This is a genomic window from Nocardiopsis sp. CNR-923 (assembly GCF_001942255.1).
Classification (GTDB): Bacteria; Actinomycetota; Actinomycetes; order Streptosporangiales; family Streptosporangiaceae; genus Nocardiopsis.
In genome coordinates this window covers 38,934-58,872 of sequence record NZ_MKKC01000078.1, presented here as the reverse complement: position 1 = coordinate 58,872, position 19,939 = coordinate 38,934, and the positions used below count along the sequence as shown (strand labels likewise).

At 73.2% G+C, this 19,939-nt stretch carries 15 protein-coding genes and 7 pseudogenes; 18 read left to right on the top strand and 4 right to left on the bottom strand.

Features of this window, described 5'->3' with window-relative positions; genetic code table 11:
* A partial coding sequence (locus BJF83_RS11975; protein WP_143831855.1) for a hypothetical protein occupies nucleotides 1–530 on the bottom strand: 530 nt, incomplete at its 3' end.
* 342 nt (nucleotides 531–872) lie between these two features.
* Nucleotides 873–1,637 carry a response regulator transcription factor gene (locus tag BJF83_RS11970; protein WP_075926336.1) on the bottom strand — a complete coding sequence of 255 codons (765 nt, stop codon included), beginning with the start codon at nucleotides 1,635–1,637 and terminating at the stop codon, nucleotides 873–875.
* A 111-nt stretch (nucleotides 1,638–1,748) separates the two neighbouring features.
* Here BJF83_RS11970 and BJF83_RS11965 point away from each other — a divergent pair, with 111 nt between their 5' ends.
* The 8 genes and pseudogenes from BJF83_RS11965 (at nucleotide 1,749) to BJF83_RS11930 (ending at nucleotide 9,905) form a co-directional block, all read left to right on the top strand.
* Complete coding sequence (locus BJF83_RS11965; RefSeq protein WP_075926335.1) at nucleotides 1,749–2,006, top strand: MoaD/ThiS family protein; 258 nt, start codon at nucleotides 1,749–1,751, stop codon at nucleotides 2,004–2,006.
* A gap of 34 nt (nucleotides 2,007–2,040) precedes the next feature.
* A complete protein-coding gene (locus BJF83_RS11960) occupies nucleotides 2,041–2,307 on the top strand; it encodes a glutaredoxin family protein (RefSeq protein ID WP_075926334.1) in 267 nt (88 codons plus the stop codon).
* 689 nt (nucleotides 2,308–2,996) lie between these two features.
* Nucleotides 2,997–3,691, top strand: a pseudogene (locus BJF83_RS11955) (redox-sensing transcriptional repressor Rex).
* Between the two features lie 140 nt (nucleotides 3,692–3,831).
* Nucleotides 3,832–5,365, top strand: a pseudogene (locus BJF83_RS31040) (glutamyl-tRNA reductase).
* A pseudogene (gene hemC / locus BJF83_RS11945) lies at nucleotides 5,362–6,320 on the top strand (hydroxymethylbilane synthase). The pseudogenes BJF83_RS31040 and hemC overlap by 4 nt, the downstream one beginning before the upstream one ends.
* 100 nt (nucleotides 6,321–6,420) lie before the next feature.
* Nucleotides 6,421–8,109 (top strand): uroporphyrinogen-III synthase, encoded by a 1,689-nt coding sequence (locus tag BJF83_RS11940; protein ID WP_075926333.1) that lies wholly within the window; start codon nucleotides 6,421–6,423, stop codon nucleotides 8,107–8,109.
* Between the two features lie 39 nt (nucleotides 8,110–8,148).
* Nucleotides 8,149–9,147, top strand: coding sequence for a porphobilinogen synthase (gene hemB, locus BJF83_RS11935; RefSeq protein WP_075926332.1), 999 nt, complete (start codon nucleotides 8,149–8,151; stop codon nucleotides 9,145–9,147).
* A 95-nt stretch (nucleotides 9,148–9,242) separates the two neighbouring features.
* Nucleotides 9,243–9,905: a bifunctional DNA primase/polymerase gene (locus BJF83_RS11930; RefSeq protein ID WP_075926331.1), complete on the top strand. Its 663-nt coding sequence runs from the start codon at nucleotides 9,243–9,245 to the stop codon at nucleotides 9,903–9,905.
* A gap of 217 nt (nucleotides 9,906–10,122) precedes the next feature.
* Here BJF83_RS11930 and rraA read toward each other — a convergent pair whose 3' ends face one another.
* Nucleotides 10,123–10,605 (bottom strand): ribonuclease E activity regulator RraA, encoded by a 483-nt coding sequence (rraA, locus tag BJF83_RS11925; RefSeq protein WP_075926330.1) that lies wholly within the window; start codon nucleotides 10,603–10,605, stop codon nucleotides 10,123–10,125.
* A 225-nt stretch (nucleotides 10,606–10,830) separates the two neighbouring features.
* Between rraA and hemL the strand changes: the two are divergent.
* The 4 genes and pseudogenes from hemL to BJF83_RS11905 all read left to right on the top strand — a co-directional run bounded on the left by hemL (nucleotide 10,831) and on the right by BJF83_RS11905 (nucleotide 14,337).
* Nucleotides 10,831–12,125 (top strand): annotated as a pseudogene (hemL, locus tag BJF83_RS11920) (glutamate-1-semialdehyde 2,1-aminomutase).
* Between the two features lie 35 nt (nucleotides 12,126–12,160).
* Nucleotides 12,161–12,796 carry a histidine phosphatase family protein gene (locus BJF83_RS11915; protein WP_075926329.1) on the top strand — a complete coding sequence of 212 codons (636 nt, stop codon included), beginning with the start codon at nucleotides 12,161–12,163 and terminating at the stop codon, nucleotides 12,794–12,796.
* Between the two features lie 223 nt (nucleotides 12,797–13,019).
* Nucleotides 13,020–13,118, top strand: coding sequence for a 30S ribosomal protein bS22 (locus BJF83_RS11910; RefSeq protein ID WP_013155353.1), 99 nt, complete (start codon nucleotides 13,020–13,022; stop codon nucleotides 13,116–13,118).
* Nucleotides 13,119–13,342: 224 nt separating this feature from the next.
* A pseudogene (locus BJF83_RS11905) lies at nucleotides 13,343–14,337 on the top strand (epimerase).
* A 296-nt stretch (nucleotides 14,338–14,633) separates the two neighbouring features.
* On the opposite strand, the pseudogene BJF83_RS11900 reads toward BJF83_RS11905, so the two are convergent.
* Nucleotides 14,634–15,355, bottom strand: a pseudogene (locus BJF83_RS11900) (HAD family hydrolase).
* A gap of 318 nt (nucleotides 15,356–15,673) precedes the next feature.
* Between BJF83_RS11900 and BJF83_RS11895 the strand changes: the two are divergent.
* From BJF83_RS11895 to BJF83_RS11875, 6 genes and pseudogenes are all read left to right on the top strand, one after another.
* Nucleotides 15,674–16,829: pseudogene (locus tag BJF83_RS11895) on the top strand (putative quinol monooxygenase).
* 235 nt (nucleotides 16,830–17,064) lie between these two features.
* On the top strand, nucleotides 17,065–17,763 hold the full coding sequence (locus BJF83_RS11890; RefSeq protein ID WP_075926340.1) for a DUF2993 domain-containing protein: 699 nt from the start codon (nucleotides 17,065–17,067) through the stop codon (nucleotides 17,761–17,763).
* Between the two features lie 82 nt (nucleotides 17,764–17,845).
* Nucleotides 17,846–18,151 (top strand): thioredoxin family protein, encoded by a 306-nt coding sequence (locus BJF83_RS11885; protein WP_262391481.1) that lies wholly within the window; start codon nucleotides 17,846–17,848, stop codon nucleotides 18,149–18,151.
* A 93-nt stretch (nucleotides 18,152–18,244) separates the two neighbouring features.
* Nucleotides 18,245–18,331, top strand: a complete 87-nt coding sequence (locus BJF83_RS31035) for a putative leader peptide (RefSeq protein WP_352983320.1) — start codon at nucleotides 18,245–18,247, stop codon at nucleotides 18,329–18,331.
* A gap of 378 nt (nucleotides 18,332–18,709) precedes the next feature.
* Entirely contained in the window at nucleotides 18,710–19,555 is an 846-nt protein-coding gene (locus BJF83_RS11880; RefSeq protein ID WP_075926327.1) for a sulfurtransferase, read from the top strand.
* Nucleotides 19,552–19,857: a DUF1416 domain-containing protein gene (locus tag BJF83_RS11875; protein WP_075926326.1), complete on the top strand. Its 306-nt coding sequence runs from the start codon at nucleotides 19,552–19,554 to the stop codon at nucleotides 19,855–19,857. The genes BJF83_RS11880 and BJF83_RS11875 overlap by 4 nt, the downstream gene beginning before the upstream one ends.
* Nucleotides 19,858–19,939 lie beyond the last annotated feature (82 nt).

Sequence of the window (19,939 nt, the reverse complement as noted above, 5' to 3'; positions counted from 1 at the left end):
GACGGCGGACTGGTGGGATCCGGTGACGGGGGGTCCGTGGGACGGGGGTCGATCACGGTGACCGACCACGTCCCGGTCACGGCGTCGGTCTGGGCCACGCACTCGCCCTGGTCGTCGGTGCCGGCATAGGTGAGGACGGCGACGACGTCGAGCGACTCCCGGGGAGCGCCGTCGACCACGCCGGCGGGCAGGCGCTCGCCGGGGGCGAGGCGCTGGGGCTCGAAGCCGCTGACCCGGAATTCCGGCGCCGCCACGGCCAGGTCGACGAGGCAGACGGCCAGGTCGCCCGTGTTGACGGCGGTGACGGGGTTGGACGGCGCGTCCGAGCCGAGGTCCACCTTGCTGGCGGGGTGCTGGAACGCGATGGCGACGGACGGGGTGCCGACGGTGGGCTCGTAGGACGGCGAGGGCGCGGCGTAGGCGGGGGTCACCACGGCGATGAGCGTGGACCCGACGAACGTGGTGCCGAGAGCGGCGCGCAGGGGCCGGGCGTGCGCGGGCAGCGGGGGTCTCGCGGCGGGGGTGGACATCGGTGCGATTCACTCCTACGGTGGCGCGCCGGGGCGGTGGGTGTACGACCCGGCCGGGGAGTGTCACCGCGCCCGCTCTCGCCCGACTCGGGTTACCCCACGAATCCTAGGGCGTTCGGTCGCCGAAGACGAGTGCCTCGCGCAGCCGATTTCACACGGGCGGTCACGATGGGTGAACGGAGTGCCAGCTGTGAACGGAACACCGCCCGCCCGGGGCGGACCCGACGCCGCGCGAGGTCGGCGACCGGGACCGCGCCGGTCGCGCACCCCGCGGTCGTCCTCGGCCGTCCCCGTGCCCGCCGTCGTCTCGCCCGGTCCGCCGGAGCGTCGCACGGCCTCCCGCTACCTCCCGGTCGTCTCCGGGGTCCGGGCGGCGGGCAGCGACTCCGCGCCCTCGTCCCTCGGCGCGGACCTGGCGACCGGGTCCGGGACGAAGCGGTATCCCACGTTGCGCACGGTGCCGATGAGCGACTCGTACTCCGAGCCGAGCTTGGCGCGCAGGCGTCGGACGTGGACGTCGATGGTGCGGGTGCCGCCGAAGTAGTCGTAGCCCCACACCTCCTGGAGCAGTTGCGCCCGGGTGAACACACGGCCGGGGTGCTGGGCCAGGAACTTGAGGAGTTCGAACTCCTTGAAGGTCAGGTCCAGGATCCGCCCGCGCAGCCGCGCGATGTAGGTCGCCTCGTCGATCACCAGGTCGCCCCGGCGGATCTCGTCCGGGTCGTCGGAGCCCGTGTCGGCCGAGCCCACGGCCAGGCGCAGCCGGGCCTCGACCTCCGCCGGTCCGGCGGTGACGAGGATGAAGTCGTCGGCCTGCCAGTCCGGGGTGAGGGCCGCGACGCCGCCCTCGGTCAGGACGACCAGCAGCGGGCAGTCCAGCCCGGTCGTGTCGAGCAGGCGGCAGAAGTTCCGGGCGGCTGCCAGATCGGTTCGCGCATCGACCAGAATGGCGTCGACGGGAGCGCTGGAGCTTCCGTTGGCACCGGAGGCCAGGAGCGCACCGGCTTCCGCGGGCGCCACCCGCACCGAGTGCAGGAGGAGTCCGAGAGCGGGCAGCACGTGGTCGGACGGTTCGTTCGAGTTCGTCAGTAGCAGCAGATGGCTCATGCGTCTCTTCTCGTCAAATCCCGCGCGATGCGGGCGAACGAAGGCGCCATTGCCCCCGGTGAAGATTTGTCGAATACGTCGCCTCCGAGCAACACCAAGGATAATCAACAGATGGCGAAGTGCACTATCAGGTACTGGGCCGCGGCCAAGGAAGCGGCCGGAACCGCGGAGGAACGGGTCGAGGCGCAGACGCTCGGGGAGGCTCTGGACGCGGCTTCGCTGCTGCATCCGGACGACCGTTTCCAGCGTGTTCTCGGGGCTTCGTCCCTTCTCGTGAACGAACGGCCGGTCGGCCGTCGGCCGCACCGCGAGGTCCCCGTCGAGGACGGCACTGTGATCGAGGTCCTACCGCCCTTCGCGGGCGGGTGAGGGCCGCGACAACAATTCGCGACACGGAGGAGACATGGGCGAGACACCGGGTTGGGCGCGGCGGGCGCGCGTGGTCGTGCTGGGCAAGCCGGAATGCCATCTGTGCGAGGAGGCGTGGTCGGTCGTCGAGCGCGTCACCGACGACCTCGGCGTGACGCGCGCCGAGGTCCGGCTGGAGGAGGTCGGGGAGGCCGACCGCGAGGAGTACTGGGACAAGATCCCGGTGACCTTCGTGGACGGGCGGCGGCACGACTTCTGGCGGGTCGCCGAGGACCGGCTGCGCTCCGCGATCGGGGTGTGAGGCCGTCCGGAGGCGGGTTCCGCGTCGGGCGGCGCCGCGCCCGGCTGCTCGCGCGTCCTGGGGCGCGTTCCTGGCCGGTGCGCGGGATCGACGTCGGGGCCGAGCCCCGCGTGCGGGCTCGCGGACTCCGCCTCGGGCGTGTCGCGGCGGGTGCGCGGGTGCCGTGCCCGGATCCGTGCCGGCCGGTGTCCGCGCCGGTTCGCCCGGCCCGGTTCGGTGCGCGCTTTCGGCGGTGGATCCACATGTCGCCATCGCGGTGGGGAGATGGAGCGTGCGCGTGGGTGAGCGAATACCAGCGATTCCGCACAAGAGTTCCCATCGGATTCTTCCGGCGGCCCGGAATGGGCACCCCGGCCATACCGCCTCGCCGGAGTGCGGGGCCGTTTCGCGAAGGCGGCGGAGCGGGCGGTCGGCGGCTGGATTCCGCGTTCCCGTGCCACCGGACGCGGCCGTAGACCTCGCGCGAGGGGACGCGGGGCGGCCACGGCCGCGCCGCGCGGCGCCCGCGCGCTCGATTCGTGGGAACTCATGAACGCCGCGTCACACGCGACCCCACTTTGTGCGTGCTTTCACAAGCGCGTAATCTGGGACACAGACCAGTCGGGGAAGGACGACGCACCGGGCCCCCACGGCGCGCCGCTCACGGCCCGCACCCCGTCCGCACCACAGCCGCTCAGGAGCGCCCGCCTGTGACACGTCGTCCACCTCGGCCCCGGGAGAGGGGAATCCCCGAAGCCACCGTCGCCCGGTTGCCGGTCTACCTCCGCGCACTCCAGGCGCTCCAGGACCGCGGGATCCTCACCGTCTCCTCCGAGGCGCTCGCGACGGCCGCGGGGGTGAACTCCGCCAAACTCCGCAAGGACCTGTCCCACCTCGGCTCCTACGGGACGCGCGGGGTGGGCTACGAGGTCGAGTACCTCGTGTACCAGATCTCGCGTGAGCTTGGTCTCACCCAGGACTGGTCCGTGGCCATCGTCGGCATCGGCAACCTGGGGCGCGCACTGGCCAACTACGGGGGCTTCGGCTCGCGCGGGTTCCGCATCGCGGCCCTGCTCGACGCGACCCGTCGGTGGTCGGACGGAGCGTGGCCTCCCTCGACGTGCGGCATATTGACAACCTGGAGGAGGTTGTCCGTTCCAAGGGCGTGTCCATCGGGGTCATCGCGACACCGGCGGCGTCCGCCCAGGGCGTGGCGAGCCGGTTCGTCGAGGCTGGGGTGACGAGCATCCTCAACTTCGCCCCCATGGTGCTCAATGTGCCGGACGGGGTCGATGTGCGTAAGGTCGACCTGTCCATCGAACTCCAGATCCTCGCCTTCCACGCGCAGCGCAGGGCCGACGGCGACGGCCGCGGGGCGCGGCGGGCGGGACTGGAACTGACGTGAGACCGACACCGGGGCCGCGAGGCCCGCACACGCGGCGGCGAGCGAGCGTGCGCCGCGTCTCGGAAGGGGCCGCCCCCGGGGCTGGCGACCCGTGCCCGAGTATGGACGAAGCCGTGTAGGGCCCGCATAGGAGAGTTCGGATGAGTGTCCTGGCCGTGGGGTTGAGCCACCGGAGTTCGCCGGTGGCGCTGCTCGAACGTGTCGCGCTGAACGGGGAGACGCGGACCAGGGCGGTCGGCGACATGCTCGGCTCCGACTTCGTGAACGAGGTCATGGTGGTCTCCACCTGCAACCGGACGGAGGTCTACGCCGACGTCGCGACCTTCCACGGCGGCGTCGCGGCCATCACCGAACTCCTCTCCTGGCACACCGGCGTGCCCCTGGGCGAACTGTCCGAGCACCTCTACGTGCACTACGGGGACCGCGCCGTGCAGCACCTCTTCTCCGTGACCTGCGGACTGGACTCCATGGTCGTCGGCGAGGGCCAGATCCTCGGGCAGGTCCGCGACGCGCTCAAGGAGGGCCAGGACACAGCCACCGTCGGCCGTGTGCTCAACGACCTCGGCCAGCGCGCCCTGCGCGTGGGCAAGCGCGCCCACACCGAGACCCACCTCGACCACGCCGGGGCCGACATGGTCAGCTTCGGCATCACCGAGGCCCTCCGCCACCTGGGCGCGCCGGCCGCCGCCACCGAGGTCACCGTCGACCGCACCACCCCCGCCGAGGCGCTGCCGCCCCCGCGAGCTGCCCCATGTCCGGCCGTCACCGCCCCCTCCGGAACCACCGCCCCCTCCGCCCTCCGCCGAGACCACCGCCGACCCCGACGTCGCCCGGCCCGCTCCCGCCTCCCTGACCGGGGTCCGCGTCCTCGTCCTGGGCGCCGGTCCATGAGCGCCCTGTCCGCCAACACCGTCGCCCGCCAGGGGGCGAGCGCCGTGGTCGTCGCCAACCGCACCCAGGAGCGCGCCGCCCGCCTCGCCGAGTGCCTCACCGAGCCTACGACGCCGTCGACGCGCGCGCCGTGCCCTTCGAGACCGCCGCCGACGCCCTCGCCGACGTCGACCTCGTCATCTCCTGCACCGGCGCCCAAGGCCTCGTGCTCACCGCCGACGCCGTCGCCACGGCCGCAGAGAGACGTCACAGACCCCTGGTCTTCCTCGACCTCGCGCTGCCCCGCGACATCGACCCCGCCGTCCGCGACCTGTCCGCGCCCGCCTGGTCGACATCGAGGACCTGCGCCAGGCCGCCGCCACCCGTTCCGGAAGCGGCGGCGACCGCTCCGCCTCCCTCACCCTGGTCCGCGGGATCGTCGAGGAGGAGGTCGCCGAGTTCGGCGCCGTCCGCCGCGCCAACCAGGTGACGCCCACCGTGGTCGCCCTGCGGGCCCAGGCACAGGACGTCGTCGAGGCCGAACTGGCCCGCCTGCACGGCCGGCTGCCCGACGACCTCGGCGCCAAGGCCCGCGAGGAGATCACGCGCGCCATGCGCCGTGTCGCCGACAAGCTCCTGCACCGGCCCACCGTGCGCGTCAAGGAGCTGGCCAAGGCGCCGGACGGCGGATCCTACGAGGCGGCCCTCAGAGAACTGTTCGACCTCGACCCCCAGGCTCCCGGCGCGCTCGCCGCCCCGACGGGCCCCACCCACGCGGAGCCCTCCGCCCAGGAGAAGTCATGACAGGCACCACCGCCAGGCTCGGCACCCGCCGCAGCACCATGGCGACCACCCAGTCCCGGATGGTCGCGGACGCGATCACCGAGCGCACCGGACAGGCGATCGAGCTCGTGCTCATCACCAGCTTCGGCGACGTCACCAAGGCGCAGCTGACCCAGCTCGGCGGCACCGGCGTGTTCGTCAACGCCCTGCGCGACGAACTCGAAGCGGGAACATCGACTTCGCGGTCCACTCGCTCAAGGACCTGCCCACGTCCCCCGTCGAGGGCCTCACGCTCGCGGCCGTCCCCGAACGCGACGACCCCCGCGACGCCCTGTGCGCCCGCGACGGCCTCAAACTCGCCGACCTGCCCCCGGGCGCCCGCGTGGGCACCGGCTCCCCGCGCCGCGCCGCCCAGCTGGCCGCGCTCCGCCCCGACCTGGTCTTCGTGCCCATCCGCGGCAACGCCGAGACCCGCCTGGGCAAGGTCGCCTCCGGCGAGGTTGACGCCGTGGTCCTGGCCTACGCCGGGCTCGGCCGCGTCGGCCGCCTCGACGACGCCACCGAGGTCTTCGAGCCCGAACAGGTCCTGCCCGCGCCCGGCCAGGGTGCCCTCGCCGTCGAGTGCGCCGCCGACCGCGCCGGGGGCGACCTGGCCTACCTCGCCTCCGTCGACCACCCGCCCACCCGCGCCGAGGTCGTCGCGGAGCGGACCGTGCTGGCCGAACTGGAGGCCGGATGCGCCGCGCCCGTCGGCGCCTACGCGCAGTACGGGCAGGGTCGGCTGCGCCTGCGCGCCGCCGTCGTCGCCACCGACGGTGCCGAGGCCGTGCGCCGGGAGCGGGAGATCGGACTGGACGACCCCGAGGACCTGGCCGCCGCCGCCGACCTCGGGCGGGAGCTGGCGCGGCGCATGATCGCCGAGGGCGCCGACCGCATCGTCGCCGCGGCCTTCGCCGAAAGGGACGAGACACCGTAGGAGCCGGTCGGCGGGCCGCCGCACACACCGCCCGCCGCATCGTCACCCTCCCGGAACCCGCGCCCCGGGAGCAGGCGAACCACACACGAGGAGCCAGTACGTGAACGCCAACGCCAACCCCCAGCCTGACGAGCCGCGCGCCGCATCGCGGACCGGACACGTGGCGCTCGTCGGTTCCGGCCCCGGCAGCGCCGACCTGCTGACCCTGCGCGGCGCCGACATGCTGCGCCGCGCCGACGTGGTCATCACCCTCCGCGAACCGGCGGGGGAGGAGCTCGCCGGCTTCCGGGAGGGGCTCCTCGCGCACTGCTCCGACGACGTGTCCGTCATCCAGGCCGACGAGTGCGGCGGCGACGTCAACGCCCTCGCCGTCGCACGCGCCCGCGAGGGGCGGCGTGTGGTGCGGCTGTTCTCGGGCGACCCGTTCTTCGGGTGCCGGGGCGGCGAGCTGGTCGCGGCCTGCCGCCAGGCCGGGATCGACGTGGACGTGGTCCCGGGGATCTCCTCGGTGACCTCCGTGCCGACCTTCGCGGGCATCCCGCTCCTGGGCGACGCCAACCCCGAGGTCCGCCTGCTGCACGCGCGTGCGCACGGCGACGGCGAGGTGGACTGGCACGAGGCCGCCGCGAGCGACGCCACACTGGTCATCCTGGGCGCCGACGCCCCTCCCGGTGAGCCCTCCGCGCATCAGGGGCCCGGTATCGACGTGCTGTGCAAGACCCTCATCTCGGGCGGACGTGCGCCGACGACGCCCGTGGCCGTCGTGCGCGCGGGCGGCACCACCCGACAGACCACGGTCACCTCGACGCTGAACCGCCTGGTCGCCGAACTCAAGGCCAAGGACGCCAAGGGGCACCACCTCACCGCGCCAGCGCTGATGGTCGTCGGGGCGTCCGTGAGCCGCCAGGCGGAACTGTCCTGGTACGAGACCCAGTCGCTGTTCGGCTGGCGGGTCCTCGTGCCGCGCACCAAGGAGCAGGCCGCCGCGTTGTCCGAACGGCTGCGCGCGCACGGCGCCGTGCCCGAGGAGGTCCCCACGATCTCCGTCGAGCCGCCGCGCACGCCGCAGCAGATGGAGCGCGCCGTCCGGGGTCTGGTGACCGGCCGGTACCAGTGGGTGGCGTTCACCTCCGTCAACGCGGTCCGGGCGATCCGCGAGCGGCTGGAGTCCTACGGGCTCGACGCGCGCGCCTTCGCCGGGGTCAAGGTCGCGGCCGTCGGGGACGCCACCGCGCGGGCCGTGCGCGACTTCGGGATCCAGCCCGACCTGCTCCCGCCCCATGACGTGCAGTCCAGCGCGGGGCTCGTGTCGGTGTGGCCCCCCTACGACGCCGAGATCGACCCCATCGAGCGGGTGCTGCTGCCCCGGGCGGACATCGCCACCGAGACCCTGTCCGCGGGGCTCACCGACCTGGGCTGGGAGGTCGACGACGTCACCGCGTACCGGACCGTGCGCGCCGCCCCGCCGCCCGCGCCCGTCCGAGAGGCGATCAAGGGCGGTGGCTTCGACGCCGTGCTGTTCACGTCCTCCTCCACGGTGCGCAACCTGGTGGGGATCGCGGGCAAGCCGCACAACACGACGGTGATCGCCGTCATCGGCCCCGAGACCGAGAAGACCGCGATCGAGTTCGGGCTGCGCGTCGACGTCGTGGCCCCCAATGCCTCCGTTTCGGCCCTCGTGGGGGCGCTCTCGGAGTACGGTGCCGCCAAGCGGCGCGAGGCGATCGAGGCGGGCAAGCCCGTCCTGAAGCCGAGCCAGAAGCGCCGCGGACGCCGCCGCAAGCTCTGAGCCCACACCCACATCCGACGACCACCCGGGAGCACCCAGATGACCGCCTCCAGCCGCGACGCCGCGTTCCCCGCCGCCCGACCGCGCCGACTGCGCCGCGGCGCGGCGATGCGCCGCCTCGTCGCCGAGACGCGGGTGCTCCCGGAGAACCTCGTCCTGCCGATGTTCGTCAAGGAGGGGCTCACCGATCCGGCGGCGATCTCCTCCATGCCCGGCCAGGTGCAGCACACGCGCGACAGCCTGCGCAAGGCCGCGGTCGAGGCGGCCGCGGCGGGGGTCGGGGGGCTCATGCTCTTCGGCGTCCCCGCGCACAAGGACGAACACGGCTCGGCGGCCGACGACCCGGACGGCGTCGTGCAGGCGGCCCTGCGCGACCTGTCGGCCGAGGTCGGGGCGGACATCGTGGTGATGGCGGACCTGTGCCTGTGCGAGTACACCTCGCACGGCCACTGCGGTCCGCTGACGGCCGACGGGAACGTGGACAACGACCGCGCCCTGGAGCGGTACGCCTCGATCGCGGCGGCCCAGGCGCAGGCGGGCGCCGCCGTCGTCGCGCCGAGCGGGATGATGGACGGCCAGGTCGCCGCGATCCGGGCCGGGCTCGACGGCGCCGGGCACGCCGGGGTGCCGATCCTCGCCTACGCCGCCAAGTACGCGTCGGCCTTCTACGGGCCGTTCCGCGAGGCCGCCGAGGGCGCGCCCCGGTTCGGCGACCGTTCCGGCTACCAGCAGGACCCGGCCAACGCCCGTGAGGCGCTGCGCGAGGTCGCCCTGGACGTCGCGGAGGGCGCGGACATGGTTATGGTCAAGCCGGGCCTGGCCTACCTCGACATCGTCGCGAAGGTCGCCGAGTCCTCTCCCGTGCCCGTGTCGGCCTACCAGGTCAGCGGCGAGTACGCGATGATCGAGGCGGCGGCGGAGCGCGGCTGGCTCGACCGCGAGCGCGCCATCGTCGAGACGCTCACGTCCTACCGCAGGGCGGGGGCCGAGCAGATCCTCACGTACTGGGCGACCGAGGCGGCGCGTCTGCTCCGGTGACGGCGCCGGGCCTTCGAGCACCGGTCGCGGTCGCCGGTCGCGGGGCCACCAGCCACCGGCCGCGTCCCGACCACGAACGATCACCGGGAGGCTCGATGGCAGAGGTGCTCTACCGACGGAGACGGCGCCACACGACCGACAGCATGCTGGAGTCGGCGCTCCGGTACGCACGGCTCGGCTGGCCGGTGGTGCGCGGGGCCGCGCCCGGCCGGGACCGGGCGTGTACGTGCGACCGGATGGGTTGCCCGGACCCGGCGGCACACCCGGCCACCATGGCGTGGGGCGTGGAGGCGAGCACCGACACCGACGCCATCCGCCGCTGGTGGACCGCCTCGCCCCACGCGAACGTGATCCTGCCGACCGGCCGGGTCTTCGACGTGTTCGACGTGCCCCGCGAGGCCGGTGTGATGGCCCTGGCGCGGATGGGCCGCGCGGGCGTCCCGGCGGGGCCGGTCGCGGCGGTCGAGTCCGCGCGCTACCAGTTCTTCGTCGCGACCCGCTCGCCGGTGGACGAGGACGAGTGGTGGTCGTGCCACCTGGACTGCGTCCCCGAGTCGGTCGAGGAGACCCCGGGGCTGCGGTGGCACTGCCGGGACAGCTTCGTGCTGGGCGCGCCGTCGGCGCTGCCGTCGGGCGGCCGGGTCACCTGGATCCGGGCGCCCTACGACGAGGGCGGATCCGTGCCGTTGCCCGACCCGATCGCGGTGCTCGACATCCTCTCCGACGCGAGCGAGGAGTTCGCCGGGGACGGCCGCTGACCGGTTCCGGACGACGCGGGTCCCACGGCCCGGTCCCGTCCGGGTGAACGGGCCGGCCCTCCCCCGCGCACAGCCGCCGCGCGCGCCGCCGCGGACGGGCGGCCCCATGACCCGGGCACGCGTCGACCCGTCCGCCGCACGGGGCGCGAGGCCCGAGCCCGCGCGGCGGGCCGCCGAGTCGGTTCCCGGCGGCGGGGAGGGCGTCGGCCGCCGGCGGTCACACGCGCTCGGCGTTGACGACGATCCCGTCCTCGTCGCTGTACAGCCACTCGCCGGGAACGAAGGTGACGTCCCCGAAGGTCACCGGAACGTCCAGTCGTCCCGCGGCGTCCTTGGCGGACTTGCGGGGGTTGGACCCCAGGGCCTTGACGCCCAGGTCGAGCCCGCCCAGGGCGACGGTGTCGCGGACGGCGCCGTGGATCACCACGCCCGCCCAGCCGTTGCGCACGGCGGACTCGGCGATCATGTCGCCCATCAGGGCCGAGCGCAGCGAGCCGCCGCCGTCCACGACCAGGACCGCGCCCTCGCCAGGTGTGTTGAGTACCTGCTTGACCAGGCCGTTGTCCTCGTGGCACCGGACCGTGCGGACGGGGCCGCGGAAGCGGTCGCGGCCTCCGAACCGGAGGAACTGCGTGGTACAGCTGCGCAGCGTGTCGCCGTGGTCGTCGATGAGGTCCGCGGTGGTGAAGTTCGTCGCCATGCCAACTCCGGTCGGTGGACAAAGGTGTGCGCGACCCAAGCTACTCACTGGTAGGAGACCGGCTCGGGCCGGGACCGCCCGAGCCCCGGTCGGTCCGACGCCGCCGGTGGCGCGGACCGCGCACGTCGCCCCTGAGCCGGCGACCCCCTCCGCCACCGGCGACGCCGCGACCGGTACGGGGCGGGTCACGGTCACCGAACCGGACACAGCTGACACACTGGTGACGTGGGTATTCAACAGACTTCCGCAGAGCTCTTCCAGCGGGCCACCGCCGTCGTCCCCGGCGGTGTGAACTCGCCCGTGCGCGCCTTCGGCGCCGTCGGCGGCACCCCGCCCTTCTTCGTCAAGGGCGAGGGCCCCTACCTCACCGACACCGAGGGCCGACGGTACGTCGACCTCGTCTGCTCCTGGGGGCCGCTCATCCTCGGCCACGCCGCGCCTCCCGTCGTCGCCGCGCTGCACGACGCGGTCGCGGCCGGAACCTCCTACGGCGCGCCCACGCCCGGCGAGATCGAGCTCGCCGAGCTCATCGTCGAGCGCACCCCCGTGGAGAAGGTCCGCCTCGTCAACTCCGGCACCGAGGCCACCATGTCGGCGATCCGCCTCGCGCGCGGCTTCACCGGGCGCGGCAAGATCGTCAAGTTCGCGGGCAACTACCACGGTCACGTGGACGCCCTGCTGGCCGCCGCCGGGTCGGGTCTGGCCACCTTCGCCCTCCCCGACTCCCCGGGCGTGACCGGCGCCAGCGCCGCCGACACCCTCGTCCTGCCCTACAACGACGTCGAGGCCGTCGAGCGCGCCTTCGCCGACCACGGCGGCGACATCGCCTGCGTCATCGCCGAGGCCTGCCCCGCCAACATGGGCGTCGTCCCGCCCAAGGACGGGTTCACGCCCGCCTGAAGGAGATCGCGCACGCTCACGGCGCCCTCCTCATCCTCGACGAGGTCCTCACCGGCTTCCGCGTCAGCGCCTCCGGCTGGTACGGCCTGGAGGGCATCGCCCCCGACCTCATGACCTTCGGCAAGGTCATGGGCGGAGGCCTGCCCGCCGCGGCCTTCGGCGGCCGTGCCGACGTCATGGACCGCCTCGCCCCCGAGGGCCCCGTCTACCAGGCCGGCACCCTCTCCGGGAACCCCCTGGCCACCGCGGCCGGGATGGCCACACTGCGCGGCGCGACCCCGCAGGTCTACGCCCACATCGACCGCGTCTCGGCCCACGTCGAGTCCGAGGTCTCCCAGGCGCTCAGCCAGGCCGGTGTGCCGCACCGCGTCCAGGGCGGCGGCAACCTCTTCACGGTGTTCTTCACCGACCAGGACGTCCACGACTTCGACACCGCGCGCACCACCGACGCCTCCGCCTTCGCGGCGTTCTTCCACGCCATGCTCGACCAGGGCGTCTACCTGCCCCCCGCGGCCTTCGAGGCCTGGTTCTTCTCCGCCGCCCACGACGACGACGCCGTCGACCGCGTGGTCGCGGCGCTACCGCGCGCCGCGCGAGCCGCGGCGGAGGCCCAGGGCTAGGCGCGCCCGCGATTCGGATCACGAGGACGACCACCATGACGACGACCACCGTCGTGCACCTGCTGCGTCACGGCGAGGTGTACAACCCCGACAGAGTCCTGTACGGCAGACTGCCCGACTTCCACCTCAGCGACCGGGGCCAGCAGATGGCCGAGTTGGCCGCCGAGTGGTTCGAGGGCCATGACGTGGCCGCCCTGTTCTCCTCCCCGCTGGACAGGACCCAGGAGACCGCGATGCCGCTCCAGAAACGGCTCGACCTGCCCGTCGTCCTGGACGACCGACTCATCGAGGCGGCCAACCGGTTCCAGGGCATGTCGCTGTCCGCCCGCTCGGCGCGCGACCCCCGGGTGCTCAGTCGCCTGTACAACCCGTTCCTCCCGTCCTGGGGGGAGCCGTACACCCGGATCGTCGACCGCATGGTCCACGCCGTCAAGGACGCGCGCCGCGCCGCGCGGGGCCGTGAGGCGGTGTGCGTGAGCCACCAACTGCCGATCTGGATGGCGCGCCGGGCGGCCGAGCAGAGGCGCCTGTGGCACCGGCCGGACAGGCGCGAGTGCAATCTGGCGAGCGTCACGTCACTGACCTTCGTCGACGAGCGGTTGACCGGCGTGAGCTACGCCGAACCCGCCGCGGAACTGTACACCGACTCGATGGGGGTTCCGGGGGCGTGATGCTGAGCGCGTGCCCGGACCGGTAAGCTGGAGCTTCGGGTGCGGTGGGCGTACGCCTCCGTCGGCGGCCCCACCGGGGTCCGCCCCGGCCGCACGGGCCACCCCGCGCCCGGCGCCGGTCGGTGCCCCTCGGGCACGGCGACCGCATCCGAGCTCCATGCCGGCAGGGCGCCGCCCACTGGCGCGGCATGTCCGGCACTCCAGTCAGCGAGAGGGTGATCCCATGGGTTCCGTCATCAAGAAGCGCCGCAAGCGGATGGCGAAGAAGAAGCACCGCAAGCTGCTCAAGCGCACGCGTGTGGCGCGTCGCAACAAGAAGTAGGAAGTCGCGGCGAACGTCGTCTCTCCGCGGGCGTGGGCGGGCCCTGGGCGCGCCTTCGGACGCGGAGACACCAACTCCCCCCGCGTGGTACCGAGCACCGCGCAGGAATTTTCCAGGTGAGCCGCTGTTGTGGTTCACGAGTCGCGGACACTTTCTTCACCTCTCGGTGAACGTCCGTTGACCTCCCGGAATCTCGACTCCCGTCTTCCAAGGAACGTCTCGCCATGGCTCGTGTCGTACTCGTCACCGGGGTGTCCAGCCCCATGGCAGCCAGGGTCGCGCAGACCCTGAGCGGGTCGCCCGACGTGCGTCGGGTCATCGGAGCGGACTCCGCGCCGCCCTCGGGCGAGGACTGGGCGACCTACGCCCCGACCGCGCGGGAGGCGTCCGGCGACGACGCGACCCCCCCGGCCCTGGAGTACGCCCACGTCGACCTGCACGACGAGAGCCTGCCCCAGATCGTCGCCGACTCCGGCGCCGACCTCGTCCTGCACCTGGGCTTGGACGCCGACCGCGGCCGCCACCGTGAGGACCACCTCCTGGGCGCCATGCGGGCCCTGACCGCGGCCCAGCGATCGCGTCCGTGCGCCGGATCGTGGTGCGCTCCAGCGCCACCCTGGACGCTGACGACGCCGACGAGGTCGAACGGCACGCCCGCGGACTCCAGCGGCGCAGACCCGACGTCTCGGTGGCGGTTCTGCGGTTCGCCAACCTCATCGGCCCCTCCACGGACACCCCCCTCACCCGGTACCTGGACTCGCGGGTCGTCCCCACCGTCCTCGGCCGTGACCCGCGCGTGCGCTTCCTCCACGAGGACGACGGCGCCGAGGCGCTCGTGCGGATGGCGCTGAGCGAGGAGACGGGCTCCTTCGACGTCGCCGCCAAGGACTCCGTGCCCCTGTCGCACTGCCTGCGCAGGATCGGCGGGCAGCGGCTTCCGGTTCCCGCATCCGGGCTGCGCGTCCTGCGCGGCCTGGCCCGCCACGGCCGGATCGCCTACGCGAGTGCCAGCGCCGCGCGTTCGGTGCGCGCGACCATGGACGCCGCACGCTGGGACACCGCTCCCTTGGAGCGCGTCCTGCGCTGGTCGCCGTCCTACACCTCGGCCCAGGCCTTCGAGTCCTACGCGGGCAGCCGCGCCGCCGAGCAGCCGCCGCGCGGCGCCGGACTGCGCCCCGTCCACGTGCTGGCGCTCGCCCGGGCGACCCTGGGCCGCTGAACCGCGGTGGCGCGGTCCCGGCGCCCGAACACCGGACCTGCGGTGCGACCGCTCCGGAGGAGGTCCGCCAGGGCGTCTTCCGCGCCGAGCGGCGCCCCAGCCCCGCTCCCCGCGTTCTCACCAGTCGAGGCCGGTCTCCGGATCACTCCGTCCCCGGCCCCGCGACGGCCGCACCGGCCGTCCCCGTCCGTCACCCGCGTGCCCGACACGCTGGGCCTGTGCCGCGGACGCACACCCCGCTGCGCGACGGGCGGCCCTCCCGCCTCCCGCGTCGCCAACCTCCGTGATCCGTACACCTAGGCTCGGCGGCGGCGCAGCGCCCGTACCGCCACGCCTCCGGCCACGCGCCCGCCACGGCCGCGGGGACGGCCACCTTCAGCGCCTTTCTGTGCCTGCGAAAGTCGTGCACCGGCCACGCGTGCGCACGCGCGTACCTGCGCAGGTCGCTGTCGGGGTTGACCGCGTGCGGGTCGCCCACGATCGACAGCAGCGGCAGGTCGTTGGAGGAGTCGCTGTAGGCCGAGCACTCGGTCAGGTCCCAGCCCTGCTTGCGCGCCAGCGCGCGCACCGCCACGGCCTTGGCCGGGCCGTGCAGCAGGTCCCCGTTGAGCCGTCCCGTGTACACGCCGTCGATGCTCTCCGCCTCGGTGCCCAGCGCCCCGGTCAGCCCCAGACGACGGCGGATGATCTGGGCCAGCTCCACGGGCGTCGCGGTCACGAGCCACACGGGCTGCCCGGCGTCCAGGTGGTGTTGGACGAGCCGCCGGGTGCCCTCCCAGATGCGCCCGGCCATGGAGTCGTCGTAGATCTCCTCGCACAGGGTGACCAGGTCGGACACGTCGTGCCCGGCGACGAACGCCAGGGCCGCCTCGCGCGCGGCGTTGATGTGGTCTGGCTGCTCCGCGCCCGTCACCCGGAAGACGGTCTGCCCCCACGCGAACCGCATCAGGTCGCGCGTGGTGAACAGGTCGCGGGACGCCAGGCCCCGTGCGAAGTGGTAGATCGACGCTCCCCGCATCAGGGTGTTGTCCACGTCGAAGAAGGCGGCTCCCGGCCCCCCAGAGGGCGGGCGCGGCGCGTCGTACGGCACGGTTCTCTCCTGGCTCGGCTGGGGAGGCGGCCCTCCATGTCCGGGGTGACGCTCCCCGCTGGCTTCGAGCCTACGGCCACGGGTGAGTCCCGTGGGATCACTGGGTTCTCGGCGTAATTCTGGTGATGAAGGTCACAGTCCGTCCGGCGGGATGTGCCTCCACTCTGCGGGATCTTCCCCCAGACTGTCCCCCGCCGCCGCACTGACGTGCACATCCACCCGTCGACGTGCAGCATCATTGTCGGGATGGTGACGGTAGGACTGGCATTCACAAGCGCGTTGGTGGCCTGGAGCGCCACCGCGGCTCTGGCCGCGTACGCCCAGCGTCGTCCCAGCGCCGCCACGGTCGGTTGGCTGGTCGCCGCGCTCGGCGTCGCCGTCGGGCTCAGCGCCGCAGTGATCGGCGCGATCTTCGGCTTCGGCGACGTCACCTTCCGGCTCCACCAGATCGGCGTCAGCTCCTGGGCCCGCTCTACATGGCGTGGGGTGCGGTCGAGTACGGCGTCCGGTCGCCTCGCGGCCGGTTCGCCTCGCGCCTGTTCCTCAGCGCCTTCACCATCGTTCCGCTGGTGGTGTTGTCCGTCGACCGGCTGAGCGGAGGATTCGAACGCTCCTTCCCGGCCCTGGCCGACCACTACGACATCATCCCCCGCTGGCTCATCGGCGGCGCGCACCTCGTGGTCGCCGTCTTCCTCGTCTGCGCGCTCGTCGCGGTCCTGAGCCGACGCGACGACCGGCTCGACCGGGTTCCCGACCTGTCGGTGCTGGGCCTGGTCGCGCTGGCCGCCCTGCTCTGCGTCGTCGTCGGACGCATGGGCCTGGGGGTCCTGGGGCCGCTGCTGGCGCTGGGAGCCGTCGCGTCCCTGTGGGGAGCCTCCGCCATGGTCGCGCGCCCCCGGCGCCGGGCCCGGTACGAGGACGGCGACCCCTACGACGACGAGGACCCCTACGACGACGCCGACGAGTCCTTCGAGTCCTACGCCGAGCCCCAGGAGGAACCCGTGCGCCGCAGGCGTCGCAACCCCGAGCCCGACCGCTACGACGCTCCGCCGGCGCGTCAGGCCCCGTCCAAGCTGCGCGGTGTGATCACGATCTACACCCTCGCCGAGGGCCAGGAGGGCGGCTTCGACCAGATCGCCGACGCCGTCGTCGACCAGGTCGCCCACCACGAGCCGGACACGCTGCTGTTCGCCTGCCACACGGTGCCCAACGCGCCCCTCCAACGCATCGTCTACGCGATCTACCGTGACGAACTGGCCCGCGAGGAACACGAGCGCAGCCGCACACCCTGGAGTTCGCCCGCCGCTCCTCCCCGCAGGTGGTGGCCACCAACGTCATCGAACTCTCCCTGTCGGGCGCCTCGGCCAGCGACGGCCTCGCCGCCATGTTGATGCCCCGCTGAACGCGTCCCCGACGCCGCGCGACGCGACGCCGGGCGCGAGAGCTCCCGTACCCCCGTCCTCCCCGGGGCGGGGGGAGACCGCACCGAGGCACACGTCGCCGCAATCCGGGTGAAGTACCCTTCCCTACAGGTTTTTCATGACGGGCCCCACCGGGTGCCGACGGCGTGTGACCTAGACCGGCGGGACGAACCGGCCGACAGGCGCGCCTGAGCGAAAGAAAGTGTGCTGGGACTCATGCGTAAGCTCCTCGTCGTCCTGTTGTTCCTCATCGGAGTCGTCGCGGTGGTCGCGGACGTGGCATTGCGCGGCGTCGCGGAGGGCGTGATCTCCGAGCGGATGGCGCAGCAGCTGGACATGACCGAGAACCCGGAGGTGGCCATCGAGGGCTGGGCCTTCCTGCCCCAGGCCGTCACCGGCGAGTACTCGCGAATCACCATCACCGGCGACGGCGCCGCCATGGCCGGGGTGAGCGTCGAGCAGATCGAGGCGAACGCGACCGACGTCGACGCGCCCCTGGGCGACCTGCTCGAACAGCCCTCCGTCGTCGCGGGAACGATCGACGGCTCCTTCGTGGTCCCCTACTCCTACTTCAACGCCCACCTGCCCGAGGGCATGACCGTCACGACCGAGGGCGGGCAGCCGCGCATCGTCGGCGAGCTGGCCCTGCCCGAACTGAGTCTGAGCACCTCCGTGTCGGCGGGCGCCGAGTTCACCGTCGAGGGCGACACCGTCCGGCTCACCCCCGTCGACGTGCAGCTGGGCGACACGCCGATCGACGTCTCCTCCATGGTCCAGGGCATGCTCAGCTTCAGCGTGCAGGCGCCCGCACTGCCCTTCGGCCTGACCGTCACCGACATGGAGGCCACGTCCAACGGCCTGCGGATCACCGGTGTGGGCCAGGACGTCCCGCTCATGGGCGCCGAGGCGGCCTGACCGACTCCCGGGGGGATCCGTGACCGCGTACGAGGCCCGAGGGGGCGCCCGGAACCACGCCGCGCGCCTCTGGGAGGGCCAGCTGCTCGACCGCGCGGACCTGGGCGCGGACCTGGGCGAGCGGGCGACGCTCGTGCAGTTCTCCACGGCGTTCTGCCAGCCCTGCCGCGCCACCCGGCGCGTGCTCGACCACGTCGCTGGCATGGTCGGGGGCGTCGCCCACGTGGAGGTGGACGCCGAGTCCCGACTCGACCTCGTACGCCGCCTGGGTCTGCGCGGCACCCCCACCGTGCTCGTCCTGGACGCCTCCGGGCGGGTCGTGCGCGGCGGCGGAGGACAGCCCCGCAGGGCCGACGTGATCGCCGCGCTCGGTGCGGCCATCCCCTGAGCCCACACCCCCCTCCCCACCGGCGCTGACGCACCCGGCTGTGATCCAGCCCACCCGTGACAAACACCTCGACCCACCTGTAGCGTCTAGGGCGTGACTTCCTTGACGAGCGCGTATCTGACGAAGCGACGGGCAGTGGACTTCTGCCGTGTCGCCGCCGCGCTCTGTCTGTGTCCTTAGGGCGGACGGGCCTCCCAACCCACACCCCTCCGTGCGACCGGTTCGCATCCGGGCACGAGGTCGGGGACCCCACGCCATGCGGGTCAGCCCTCGCGGGCGGCGTCGTGCCGCCCCGACACCCTTCCCTTCCGTGATCCACGGTTGCCCAACCGTGCCCGCGCCCGCCGGCGTCGGCGGCGAGCCGAGCGGAAGCGGTTGCCGGAGAACGGGCCCGCCGCATCGCGTGCCATCGTCCCCGCCGGGCCGTGCCGAGCCAGGGGCCGGGACGCCGCGTTCGCCCGCACCCTGATCGCCTGACCCCCGACCACCGGGCCCGCGCGCCCGGAGGGCACCGACCAGCACACGCGACACCGCATCACGAATCACAGGAGGTTCCCCATGAGCCGCTCCGACGTCCTTGTGGACGCCGACTGGGTGGAGGCTCACCTGGACGACGAGAACGTGGTCCTCGTCGAGGTCGACGAGGACACGTCCGCCTACGACGGGGGGCACATCCGCGGCGCCGTCAGGATCGACTGGAAGAAGGACCTCCAGGACCCGGTCCGCCGCGACTTCGTCGACCGCACCGGGTTCGAGAAGCTGCTGTCCGAGAAGGGCATCGCCAACGACGACCAGGTGATCCTGTACGGCGGCAACAACAACTGGTTCGCCGCGTACGCCTACTGGTACTTCAAGCTCTACGGCCACGACGGCGTCCGTCTCCTGGACGGCGGCCGCAAGAAGTGGGAGCTGGACTCCCGCGAGCTCGTCAAGGAGGTCCCCGAGCGGACCGCCACCTCGTACACGGCCCGGGAGCAGGACCAGAGCATCCGCGCCTTCCGCGACGAGGTCGTCGCCGCCATCGGCGCCAAGGACCTGGTCGACGTCCGCTCGCCCGACGAGTTCACCGGCAAGCTGCTGGCTCCGGCGCACCTGCCGCAGGAGACCTCCCAGCGCCCCGGCCACATCCCGACCGCGCGCAACATCCCGTGGGCGAAGACCGCCAACGAGGATGGCACGTTCAAGACGGCCGAGGAGCTGCGCGAGCTCTACACCGAGGCCGGTGTGGACCTCGACAAGGAGATCATCGCCTACTGCCGTATCGGCGAGCGCTCCTCGCACACCTGGTTCGCGCTGCACGAGATCATCGGGCTGGACAACGTGAAGAACTACGACGGTTCCTGGACCGAGTACGGCTCCCTCGTGGGCGTTCCGGTCGAGCTCGGAGAGGCGGAGGCCAAGTGAGCGACAGCTGCGGAGCACCGGTCGGGGGCGTGGCCCTCGCCGACGTGGACGCGGGTGACCAGGCGGTCATCCAGGGCACGGTGACGCGGGGCGGAGAGCCGCTGCGCGGCGCCTACGCCCGGCTCCTGAACGAGTCCGACGACTTCGTGGGCGAGGTGGCCACCGGAGACGAGGGCACCTTCCGCTTCTTCGCGGCCGACGGGTCGTGGAGGGTTCGGGTCCTCGCCTCCCAGGGCTTCACCGGTGAGTACACGGTGAACGCCGAGGTCGGCAAGGTCATCGACCTCCAGGTGCGGGCCTGACGCTCGGGCACGGAACCGGCGGCGAGCGCCGGACCCGGCCGGGGCGTGCGCGGGGCGCGACGCAGACGGGACCACCGTCGCG